This window comes from Paenibacillus antarcticus, from assembly GCF_001637225.1.
Lineage (GTDB): Bacteria > Bacillota > Bacilli > Paenibacillales > Paenibacillaceae > Paenibacillus_AQ > Paenibacillus_AQ antarcticus.
The window spans coordinates 64,518-76,800 of sequence record NZ_LVJI01000007.1 but is presented as its reverse complement, the minus strand read 5'-3'; the positions used below and the strand labels follow the sequence as shown (position 1 = coordinate 76,800).

Annotated in this window: 9 protein-coding genes; 5 read left to right on the top strand and 4 right to left on the bottom strand. The window is 41.1% G+C overall.

The genetic code is table 11. The annotated features are described in order from the left end of the window. Positions 1-31: 31 nt before the first annotated feature. Both PBAT_RS06085 and PBAT_RS06080 read right to left on the bottom strand, forming a co-directional pair. On the bottom strand, positions 32-895 hold the full coding sequence (locus PBAT_RS06085; RefSeq protein ID WP_068647581.1) for an amidohydrolase family protein: 864 nt from the start codon (positions 893-895) through the stop codon (positions 32-34). 15 nt (positions 896-910) lie between these two features. Then, complete coding sequence (locus PBAT_RS06080; RefSeq protein ID WP_084402859.1) at positions 911-4,030, bottom strand: GNAT family N-acetyltransferase; 3,120 nt, start codon at positions 4,028-4,030, stop codon at positions 911-913. Between the two features lie 156 nt (positions 4,031-4,186). Here PBAT_RS06080 and PBAT_RS06075 point away from each other — a divergent pair, with 156 nt between their 5' ends. Continuing rightward, the gene (locus PBAT_RS06075; RefSeq protein WP_068647579.1) at positions 4,187-4,747 is read left to right on the top strand and encodes a guanylate kinase; all 561 of its coding nucleotides are present in this window, start codon (positions 4,187-4,189) and stop codon (positions 4,745-4,747) included. A gap of 10 nt (positions 4,748-4,757) precedes the next feature. Then, entirely contained in the window at positions 4,758-5,966 is a 1,209-nt protein-coding gene (locus PBAT_RS06070; protein ID WP_211267819.1) for a deoxyguanosinetriphosphate triphosphohydrolase family protein, read from the top strand. A gap of 47 nt (positions 5,967-6,013) precedes the next feature. Here PBAT_RS06070 and PBAT_RS06065 read toward each other — a convergent pair whose 3' ends face one another. Then, a complete protein-coding gene (locus PBAT_RS06065; RefSeq protein ID WP_068647575.1) occupies positions 6,014-7,732 on the bottom strand; it encodes an ABC transporter substrate-binding protein in 1,719 nt (572 codons plus the stop codon). Positions 7,733-7,844: 112 nt separating this feature from the next. Between PBAT_RS06065 and PBAT_RS06060 the strand changes: the two genes are divergently transcribed. Next, positions 7,845-9,359, top strand: coding sequence for a DUF4153 domain-containing protein (locus tag PBAT_RS06060; RefSeq protein ID WP_246168335.1), 1,515 nt, complete (start codon positions 7,845-7,847; stop codon positions 9,357-9,359). A 101-nt stretch (positions 9,360-9,460) separates the two neighbouring features. On the opposite strand, the gene PBAT_RS06055 is transcribed toward PBAT_RS06060, so the two are convergent. After that, positions 9,461-9,661: a DUF4083 family protein gene (locus tag PBAT_RS06055; protein WP_068647571.1), complete on the bottom strand. Its 201-nt coding sequence runs from the start codon at positions 9,659-9,661 to the stop codon at positions 9,461-9,463. Positions 9,662-9,819: 158 nt separating this feature from the next. On the opposite strand from PBAT_RS06055, the gene PBAT_RS06050 reads away from it, so the two are divergent. Both PBAT_RS06050 and PBAT_RS06045 read left to right on the top strand, forming a co-directional pair. Further along, the gene (locus PBAT_RS06050; protein ID WP_068648071.1) at positions 9,820-10,434 is read left to right on the top strand and encodes a class I SAM-dependent methyltransferase; all 615 of its coding nucleotides are present in this window, start codon (positions 9,820-9,822) and stop codon (positions 10,432-10,434) included. 388 nt (positions 10,435-10,822) lie between these two features. After that, positions 10,823-12,271 (top strand): DEAD/DEAH box helicase, encoded by a 1,449-nt coding sequence (locus PBAT_RS06045; protein ID WP_068647569.1) that lies wholly within the window; start codon positions 10,823-10,825, stop codon positions 12,269-12,271. Positions 12,272-12,283 lie beyond the last annotated feature (12 nt).

Sequence of the window (12,283 nt, the reverse complement as noted above, 5' to 3'; positions counted from 1 at the left end):
ACGCTCTAGTGGTACGTTTCTGTCGGATCATTCAACCGTTCAATAATTTCTCGATTTTTGGAAATACACGAAGTGCATTGCCATAGAATACTTGCTCCCAATAGGCTTCGGGAATTAAATTCTTTACGAAGCGGATGTAGGAATCCAAAGGAACAAGTGGCCAATCCGTTCCAAATACTAATCTATCGTATCGTTCAGCGAATACGATAGCACGACGGAAATGATCCGTATAGGTTTGCTCTTGCATCATACGTTCAACCTTGGCATCGTCACCTACAATCCAACCAGATAAATCAGCATAAAGATTCGGATTTTTCTCTAATAAGGCTGCTGCATCCATAACCCATGGATCGCCTAGATGGCACATCATGAAAGTAATGTCTCGATGTTTCAGGAATGTCTCCTCCATAGCGAGTGGGTGGGAGTACTTTAGTAAGCCTCTGTCTGAGTATGTCAATCCTCCATGAATGACGATAGGTAAGTTATAAGTGGAGGCTAGTTCATAGATCGGGTCATAAATCGGATCGCCCACATCGTAGTGATAATAACCAGCGTACAATTTGATACCCACGACATGATCCTGCTGAAGTGTATGTTCTAGCTCCACTAGCTGATTGCCATCTCTCAGCGTTAACGGGTTAATGCCGACACAAGTATATAGATTGGGTGGTAACTTCTCAGTCAGATCAAGCATCATAGGATTAGCTGCTGCATAATCAGGAAAAGCACCGGGAATTGTCTCAGTTACGCCCATACCTACGCCTGCAATAACACCCGCACGCTTAAATTCTTCCTGTAATCCTGCTGCTGAATAATCGATATGTGCCAAAGTGCGGGCGGTATCATGAAAGGATTCTATGTTGGAATAATGGATATGTGCATCGATAATTTTCATGGTTTAGCCCCTCTCTTAGGATGATTGAGTTGTAAAACGGATGTTGAATAAATCAGTGTAAGCATGATCAGGGATCATCTGATCGCTTAGGGTATAGAACTGCGGTGTGGCAAATTTGGATTCACCATTCTTAACGAGTAACTCTTCAATAACGGTTGAAGACATTGCATGGGTATTCACAAATGCATGACATAACTCTAAATTTGGGTGAGTCGCGAGAGTTAGTCGTTCTGTATGTTCCGAAGAACCAAAGTTAACAATACCTTGGGTCTCGATATCATATTGAATTCTGCCAGCTTTATAGACAAGAGGATTACCTTGAATATCGTTCAGTTGAATTCGACTATTCTTCAAATCATTACTTGCTTTGAAGAAACTAGAAGTAATCATACGAATGGGTGGTAGATGGGCACCTGTAAGCTGTTCGATCATGATGACATGACATACGACCGGTGCTCCAGGTAGAAGCAAATAATGATGGTGGAGTATGAGTCCGTTATACTTTTCATTATTTGTAATCGTAACACTCATCCGAATACCAGACCATTCGTTTCCTTTGTTATCTGTAAGTTGGGTAAAGGACGTTGTTCGTGGTTCTTCCATCAGACTGAGCAGAGAACTCCAACGGAAGTTAGTAGCGATGCCTCCTAACCATGGGTTCCACCAAGATTTCGGTCCTACCTGTGGGAAGGAAGAATCTAACCATTCTCGTCCTTGATGTGTGATCGAGAAGAGGGAAGGTGCAAATGCAGGACTCGCCTGAATCCGTAGTGTACCATTGTCTGCTGTGAATACCTCTAAGCCCTGTTCCGTGGAAGCCTCACATTGTACTTCTGTATGTGTTATAGGGAATATAACTTTTCTTTTCTTTGTTTCGAAAGGCTCGAAATTTAATTGTATGTCGACGACATCAACCTTATGATCACCCTTAATATGAAGTGGAAGCGTGACTTCAGATCGTTGTTGGTCACTATCTACAGTGAGACTATCCGAGACAAGGCTATCCAACTCTGATGAGACTGTAACTTGTCCATCCAGATAGATGGTTGTTCTCTCCTTCAATGTTACTTGAAAGGAGTCCTTTACAAAAGGATTGCCATCATTAAGAGCATACGTGAGATGTTCAGAAGTTTGAAGTTGCTTCGTATTCTCCTCCTGCATAACAAAGGCACGGAAATCGCGCCAATCCGTGAATGTCCCTACTGTGATGCAGACCGGTTCCGTCTCTATGGATTGCCCTGCAAGAAGTGTTCCGAGTGAATGGTCAATGCAGAAAAACCAACCGTCTTTCATCAATTGTTGGCTTGCAGGCCAACTGATACCATGGGTTGTTAATCCACGATAAGCGAAGAGCCAATTCTCCATCACTAATTTGTAATCCCAATAATCCTTATTCGAGGCATCCACACCTTGTCGTAGATCGAAATAATCTCCATCATAGGGAATCACATTGTTCGTGATATCGTGGATAATTCCTTCCTGTAGTACCAAATCGTGAGTCATCGATACGTCCAAAGTGTTCTGTATACGATAATGATGTTGGACGATGCCGTTACCATGAAGTTTTGTAATAGCCACGAGGAGAATACCCTCATAACCTGGCATGGTGTAGTGTGCTTCCATGACCATAACTTGTTGTTCGGCATATTGGGCTACATGGATAGGGCGATTTCTTTTGAATTCACTCGAGAAGGGCAGACCCAATTTAGGAAAGATCAATACGGTATCGATTTCCTGGCCACTCTGATTAACGGTGGTTCTATTATTTAAGGTATTCAAATGGACTGAATAGACTCCATAACTAATGATCCACTCGTGTTTTATCTGCCCTCCGAACATAGCGGTATGTCCTTGGAATAGCGCACTTAGCTCTCTATGGACGACAATCTGTTTATTATCAATCGTAGCTAATAGCTCAATCGATTGCTGTAGTACCCCGTATTCATGTAGTTGAGCCGTGACAGGTATACTTACGCGACCTTTAGCAGGAATAGTAATCTCGATATGACGTTGTACGAAGGAGATTGTTGATGTTGTAGGCAAGTCGAATGCAAAGACAGTCTCCTCGTTAAATCCGTTCTCCACGGTAAGAAACAGTTCCATTTCTTGCCCAATATTAAATGTGTGATTAGTAGATTCAAGTGTGATGCTGGCAGGATAGGTCGGAGCAATGCCGACTTTGAACATCGTCTTAAGACCGTTAATGCTAAGCTCTGCTTCCACAACCGGATGATTCTGCCAAGGGTTCTGCTCTTCTTCAATCGGATGTACTCTAAATTTCCCTTTAATAACATCAGTTCCAGTAACTACGCGAGATTCACTTAGATCGAACTCGATCTGCTTATTGCTTACACCATGTACCTCGACGGTTAAAGGGGTATTGTTCTTACTAACGAGTTCATAGACAATCTCGTACTCTTTGCCGAAGGGAAGACTGTGATTTACAACAGTCGCTGAAATAAGGTATTCATCCGTCTCGATGAGTCGAAGTCCACGGCCTGTGCGTTCATACTCCATTTTCAAATATCGGCCATCTTTATTCCACTCATATGTGAAGTAGTCGAAGCCATTTTCTTTACGACCATCCGGCTCAACTAATAGAACACGAGTGCTCGCCGTATACCAGTCAATGTCGTTGAAATAGGCTCGAACCGGCTCCGTTTGAAGAACGGATGGAATGAAATTCATGAGATGCGTCATGTCGTCACGCTTTTCCCAAAAGAATCCGGATTTCTTATAAGTAGGAACGGCTTTCGTATTTCCGGGCCACGTATGAAGATCGAGTCTCGACCAACCGAGATTTATCGTCTCTTGCAATGCACGAAGAACCAGTGTCTTACCTACCTTACGACCGTGGTAATCAGGACGTACGTTTAATAAAGGAATATATAGAGCACCTTCATCATCTTTATAGTGAGAGAAACTGCAATAACCAACAACCTCATCATTTACTACGGCAAGAAACACTTTAATATGAGTGCTATTGTTATGCTCAGAGAGGATGGCTTCTTCTGAACGGATCGCATTATCTCCGCCCCAGCTATCTCTGCTTCGGTTCCACATATCAGCCAGTGATGCAGCATACTTGGGTTCATATTCTACAATGGTCACTTGATCCATATTCGTGTGTGTCATTTGGAACCTCCTAATATATTCTAATTATATAATTCTAACTGAATAGTAAGTCAAAAGGGAAGCGCGTCGATGGCGTTAATCATATGAATGATGTTTTCTTCTCCCATTTAAGTATAAAATAGCATTAATCATTCTTAAGACTATTTGGAGGTTAACATGTCATTCAAGCTCATTGTATTTCAAGGACCGAGTGCCTCAGGGAAAAGCACACTTCAAGCACTACTAGATATACCCAAGGTCGTTACATGGACTTCTCGCGCACCTAGGGAAGGAGAGGTGAATGGGGTAGACTATCATTTTGTGACAAAGGAAATCATGTGTGAGATGTTTGAAGAAGGCAATATGCTAGAGATGACGAAATACCAAGGTAATTATTATGGGACGTCGATATTATCCATTAACGAAATTATGATCGGACAGCAAATGAAATCAGTAGTTATGGATGCCAATGGAGTAAAGATACTCAAGGAGAGATTCCACGATAAAATTCTAGTGATAGGTGTTACGGCTGATAAAGAGCAATGTAGATTACGATTGTTATCCAGAGATACGGATGACAAGGAAGTAACGCGTCGTCTTGCAAGTTATGAGGAGGAAATGAGTACCCTCTCTCAATGTGATATCGTGATATACAATACGGAAGAGAACAGAGAAAAGGCGAAGCGAATGATAAATTATATTAAGCGAGGGTTGGTGGAGGACAATGAGCTTTTATAATCAGGAGACAATGGATTACGTTAAAGAGAGTATTCCTAAGTTGGACAAGTTGAATTTTCGCTTGCACGATATGGGAGCGGATGAGCGAGGAAGAGAGGAATATTCACGCGATTATGCACGTGTGCTATATTCAGCGTCCTTTCGAAGATTGCAAGGGAAGATGCAGCTTCTTGGCATAGATAACAATCACTTTTTTCGTAATCGATTAACACACAGTATGGAAGTTGCACAAATTGCAAGAGGACTAGCTATGGATCTTAAGCTTGATACATTTGTTGTTGAAGCGTGTTCCCTTGCACATGATTTAGGAAATCCACCGATTGGGCATTATGGAGAAAGAGTATTGGGAGAACTCGTCCAAGATATTGGGAGCTTTGAGGGCAATGCGCAGACCCTTAGAATACTAATGAAATTAGAGAAGAAGCATTATGGTTATCAGGGACTAAATCTCACATTCAGATCTCTACTCGGCGTCGTGAAATATTTCAACAAATATAACAGTGGTGAGAATAAGAAGTTTATATATGACGATAATTATCTTGTTATACAAGAAGAATTGTATAGGCTTAAGTTAACGGATAAAGATGCATGTACTATTGATATGCAGATTATGGACTTAGCAGATGAGATCGCGTATGCTGCCCATGATTTAGAAGATTGTCTGAGTCAGAACTTATTTTCAATCGATGAACTTCTGTATGAATTTAAAGTGCATGAAGCTTATCACAGTGTTTCTAGTGTGCTAGAAGATATTATTCACCATTGTACAACATTTGCATCACAAGGCACTCGACTGAAATCATCCGAGGAATATTCATTTCTGTTTAGAAAAGAGTTGACCTCCAAAATCGTAAATACATTAATCAGAGACATTACATATAATGAAACGTTGGGTAGATTGAGTTTTAATCAATATGGCGCCCTATCTTCAGGACTAAAGAAGATGGTCTTTCATATGATATTGCGCAAACCTTCTGTCCAAATGTATGAGAAAAAAGGTGAGAAGGTATTGAGAGGGCTTTACAACGTATATAACGATGAAAGCTTTAATAAAAATCTACAATTGCTTCCTCCAGAGTACAGAGTGATTGATGAGAATACGGATAAAAGGCGTAACATTATCGATTTCATATCGGGTATGATGGATAGCTTTGCCGTTCAAGAATATTCGAAATATTATGGTGATAATGTTAGCTTGTACACGATAAAGCATGAATAGAGAAGATAGAGGGACAAAGAAATGTCCCATCTGTTTATAAAGAGACGTCAGTGATCGACCTTTGGTGGGAACCATATATGCCTTAGATCAACCCACCCTTGGCTGTTAAAGGTCACGCCGCGAACAGAGGGCAGATAGGCGGTCTGAACTGGCCTCTCATAAAGAATATGTAGTTGATGTTCCTGAATCAGACGGTTTTCAATCTGAGCGAACCTCTGCGTTCTTACATGGGAGTCAGTCTCACGCATCACGTTGTGAAGGAGCGTATCAATATCCACTCGTGTGTGTGGTTCAACGTGTTCAGACATCGTTAAATAGAGATCTAATAGGCGAAGTTGCTCATCTTGATCGCGGAATAGAGAGAAGACAATGAGGTCAGATTCTAATCGGATGGACCCTTTGAACTCTTCGAGAGATGTGGATACGACATGGCATACATAACCGAATTTGGCTAAACGCTCAGCTATAAAATCCGCATCCAGTCTATATTGTGGGATCGTCGCAATCTGAAGCGTAAGTTTGTTTTCGCTTGCGTCTCCAGATTCGCATGAATCTTCGTTATTTACAATGTCCCCGTCCCCGCTTAAACAGGATAGAACTTGAGCTCGAACAACTGGATCAGTAAGTGGTCCAGTTTTTTTGGTGTTACAGGTTACGAATTTCCGGACAGAGGCTTCGGAATGAATCTGGCTCCATGATGTTCCTTCTGCCAAGGAAGGATTATGAATAATGTGAAAGGGCGATAATGGATCTGACGTGTGTTCCGTGTCAGTTTTATTTGAAGGGATATCCCATGGAACAGAGACAACTTCCACACGGTCCAAGTGTGCTCTTCCTTGAAAATAATGAGTGAATACCTCTAACACGCAAATGCTGTCATTCATCTCTGTTACCTTGAACGGTCCAGTCCCGATGGGCTTCGTACCGAAGCTAGTCTCTCCCACTTGATCTAATTCTCTTGGGACAATAGCAGCACGACTTGTCGATAAGAAGGATAGAAATAACTCATTGGGTTCTTTTAGTTGAATGATGACGGTTGTTGGATTAAGGGCTCGGACAGATTTTATTTGTTTGAAAATAAAGCTGTATAACATTTTCCGAGATGTCTCGATTAATCGCTCAAATGTATACACGACATCATGGGCTGTCATGAGTGTGCCATTGTGAAATAACACTTCTTTGCGTAGATAGAATGTCCACTGTGTGCGATTCGAATTGACATCCCAAGCGTGAGCAATGTTCGGCAAGATCTCATCCGTATTATTCGCTCTTCGAGTTAGGCCATCAAATACATGACTTGAAACAAAAGATTCCGCTAAAAGATTCATATAAAGGGGGTCTAAGGTGTGGAGTCTTTCGCGAATAGGCAATCGGAGCGTGTCAATTTGCTTATTACTTCTAATCTCAGAATGATGTCCAAAGTAAGTAAGCAGCCATTCCTGTAGTCGATCCTGCATCATGGACGATCTGGCATGGACTCTGATCTGATCGATGGCATGTTTGAGGTCTTGTCGACTGATCGCCTTCATCATGGATTGAGCAGCAATTTCTTCAGGTTGAATAAGAAATCGTAGTGTGGAGCGACGACCACGACCACGCTGAGGTTCCCAATATATCCATTCGTGCTCCACCATGTTACCTATAACGATAGAGGCATTCCGATGCGTGCAATTTAACGTCATAGCTAACTCATCTAATGTGATCTGGACATCTTCTGTGGTTCCAAAATGTGAATAAAGACGCAGGAATTGGTTGTGTAGCTTCATATTGTTGATCCACCTCTAAAATAGGAAGTTTTAATATATTTATTTCTCTTTATCTTCTTATTTTATCATCTAGAATTAGGTTTAGAAAGTAAGAAGTGGAGGGATACCTGTAGTGAATCATTTGAAATCAAGAATTGACCGACCTCTTGTGGCTCTAATTGGTGCGTTCTTCTTAGCGATCGTTCACCAGTATTTGTTTTTCGAAAACTTGTTGGGTGTTTCTTATCCTATCTTTATCGGCCTGCTGTATTTGTATATGTTCTACAATGCTAAGGATCAAAGTGTACAATACTCATGGTTTGGGTGGATGTTATTTGGGGCCATCCTATTACTCTCATTGACATATGCTTTATTTCAGAACCCTTTTTTCTACGTGCTCAACTTTGTGACGATTCCTTCGTTGGTCTTCGTGCATATGGGGTATATCCTGAGTGATCAGAGACCGCTCTGGTATAAACCTCAGGTGATCAGAGTTGCATTAAATCATCTTATTGTACAAAGCTTAAGACATGTTCCAACAGCGTTCACATTAATAAAGCCGAAAAACTCAACTACATCGGGCGAACGTCGTAAGACGGTGATTGGTAAAGTATTGATTGGGCTTGTGATTGCCATGCCAATATTAATGGTTGTCATTTCCTTGCTCTCTTCTGCTGATGGGGTATTCGACCAAGTCATTTCAAGAATCCCTGATCTGATGAGCAATCTTTCCATGGGGGAGGGTATCATTCGGTTTGTGTGGGTGTGTATTATGTGTCTCTTATTGTTCGGATACTTATGGGGATTCATTGATTCTAAGAAGTACGATTGGGGCCATAAACAAGAGAAGGATCTTGTTGATAACCCTGCAGCAACTGACTCACTTAAGGTTGTATTAGATCCGATCATTACGGCTACCATATTAGTAGCTATAAATATCGTGTATGTCCTGTTTGTTGTATTGCAGTTCTCCTATTTGTTTGGCGCATGGGAAGGGACATTACCAGAAGGTGCCTCTTATGCAGAGTATGCAAGAAGTGGGTTCTTCGAACTCATGATCGTAACGGCGATTAACTTTGTCCTGTTGATGGGTACGCTTGTATTTAGTGCGAAAGATCAAGGATTATTACAACGAATCAATAATATGATGCTGTACATATTGGTTGTATGCTCGTGTGTAATGTTGTATTCGGCCTATACAAGATTAGTATTGTACGAGGAGGCTTATGGATATACCTATATTCGATTCCTTGTTCATGCGTTTTTGATCTTTCTAGGGATACTGTTAATCGTTGCAGGACTAAGAATACATTTCGAACGCATACCCCTAGCTAAATTTTACATTGTACTCAGTCTGCTCTCTTATGTGATCATGAACTATACCAGCATGGATACCATCATCGCTGAGAAGAACATGGAACGTTACAAACAAAGTGGCAACATGGATGAGTCCTATTTGAATAGTTTATCTACGGATGCCACGCCTTTACTTATACGTTTTAGCCTTGAGGAAAATGGGATCATGGATAATTATTTGAGAGAGCAATGGCAGAACTTGTCCATGCGTGATCGTGATTGGCCATCATTTAATCTATCGGAATATCGAGCGGAGAGGGCGCTGGAGAAGTATTTCTTGGGAGATAATTAGATAAAGAATAGAATAGAAATAGCGAGTAATATAAACATTCGAAAGAAGACTACCTCAAGTTCCGTATGCGTAGTCTTCTGAGATACATTATAGCAGAGGGATTAGATCCCTTTGTCCATCTTTTTCGTAATAACATCCAGTTGGTCTTCGATATGACGAAGTCTAGCTTCAGAAGCCATTTGGCTTCTTTTTGTTTGAGCAGAATTTGTTACTAATTTTCTTATAAATCGATAAAATGACACGAAGAATAAAATAATCAATCCTACAACCACGACTAATAAAATCAGTCCAAGAACGCCCACACCGTTTAAAATAACTTCTCATTCCCTTCGGTTGATCTCATACAGCATCCTATATTATACCATTATAATCCATCAACAAGCAGTAATGTAACAAAAAATCACTGTCGACGTTTAAGTCTCTTTATGGAGTATTATTAAATTGAAAGTGAGATGACATGATGAACATAGAATTACAGGAGCAGTTCGGCAATATCGATATTTACTTATTTGATCAGTTATTGAAAGGGAATATCACCAAAGATATGACGATCTTGGATGCCGGTTGTGGATCAGGCAGAAATCTCAGATATTTATTGCAGAGTGGCTATAATGTATATGCTTTAGATCGCTCGGAGGAAGCCATTCAACATGTTCAAAGGCTGGGAGAGAAGCTTGCGCCAGAATGGTCAACCGAGCAAGCACGTGTGGAGTCATTGGAGAACATGAGCTTTGCCGATCAGAGCTTTGACTTCGTTATAAGTAGTGCAGTTCTACATTTTGCTGAAGATGAAGTACATTTTGACCAGATGGTTCAGGAATTATGGCGTGTGCTGAAACCCGGAGGTCGACTCTTCGCAAGATTGGCTTCTTCCATTGGAATAGAGGATCACGTGAAGCCGGTAGGCAATCAACGTTATATCTTACCTGACGGGAGTATGCGGTTCCTTGTGGATGAAGAGCAATTAAGGAGAATCACAACGGCATTGCAGGGGGAGTTATTTGAGCCGATCAAGACGACGATTGTAGCAGGGCAGCGCTGTATGACGACATGGTGTGTAAGAAAACGTACATAGAGTGGCGCACGGGGCAGAAAGGATCATGCTGCGCCACTGCCATAGAAGGTCGCTGATGAAGCCGAAGTTAGCTCTTATAAGCTAACTTCGGCTATTTACCATCGAATAACTAAAGTATTTTCCCCATTTCGAGTATAATAGAGAGTATGTGATAGATGATTCGTGGAAACATATGTCCATAAGGGCTCTTACCCTTAATTAGTGCTTGCAAAAAGATGGATCATACTGAAACCTGGCGAAGGTGACGGAATTGTCCTGGAGAAGCGATAGCGATCGGAAGGACAATCCGTTATCGTAGCGGTCATTAGAAATGACCTTTTGTAAAGCACTGGTTTTAGTGCTGAGCTTCCGTAATTACAATAATTTTAGAATAGATGAGGTTACTTACATGAGCGATCAAAGTTTTAAAGACTATACACTAAGTGAAGAAATTGTACGAGCACTCGATAGCTTGGGTTACACGACACCAACTGAGGTGCAACGTGAAGTTATTCCGATGGCGCTAGACAGGCAGGATCTTGTCGTGAAGTCCCAAACAGGAAGCGGGAAGACAGCATCTTTTGGTATTCCGATCTGTGACCTGATTGATTGGAATGAGAATAAGCCACAGGCATTAATCTTAACGCCTACGCGTGAGCTTGCTGCGCAAGTGACAGAGGATATTATGAATATCGGGCGCTATAAACGTATCAAAGCAACAGCTCTATATGGTAAGACGCCGTATGCGAAGCAAACGGCAGAGTTGAAGCAAAAGAGCCATGTGGTTGTTGGGACACCGGGACGTGTCTTAGACCATATTGAACGTGGAACATTTGCGCTAGAGCGCTTAGAGTATCTTATCATTGACGAAGCTGATGAAATGTTGAACATGGGATTCATTCAACAAGTGGCATCGATTATAGAGAAACTTCCTAAAGAACGTGTAACGATGGTATTCTCAGCAACATTACCGCAAGATGTGGAGAAACTTTGCTACAAATATATGAGCAATCCTATGATGATTGAGATTAAAGCTAGCGGACTCACAACAGATACCATTGAGCATTCTTTGTATGAAGTGAGAGAATCGGAGAAATTCGGCTTGCTTAAAGATATTACTGTTGTAGAAAATCCAGATAGCTGCATTATTTTCTGTCGGACGCAAGAACACGTGAATCAGGTGAGCGAGCAATTAACCAATGCCAACTATACATGTTCCAAAATCCATGGTGGTATGCTCCAAGAGGATCGATTCGAAGTGATGAATGATTTCAAACGAGGCCAATTCCGTTATTTAGTTGCTACAGATGTAGCTGCAAGAGGGATTGATATTGATAACATCACACATGTCATTAACTATGATCTTCCGATGGAGAAGGAAAGTTATGTTCACCGTACAGGAAGAACGGGCCGCGCGGGTAAAACGGGTAAAGCCATTACTTTCGTAACACCTTATGAAGAGAAATTCCTAAATGAAATTGAGAACTATATTGGATTTAATATTCCTAAGAAAAGTGTTCCATCTAAAGAACAAGTTGAAAGTAATCGGGATGCTTTCCAAGGGAAAATTGGTATCGAGCCGATACTTAAACAAGATAAGAATGAACAATTAAATAAAGAAATCACGAAGCTATATTTCAACGGTGGAAAGAAGAAGAAGATTAGAGCTATTGATTTCGTGGGTACTATTGCCAAAATTGAAGGTATATCAGCCGATGATATTGGTATTATTACGATTCAAGATAACGTATCTTACGTTGAAATATTGAATGGTAAAGGTCAGCATGTAATCCAAGTTATGAAGACAACTACTGTTAAGGGTAAATTATTGAAAGTGCATGTCGCGAATAAAAGGTAGATACAACTAAAG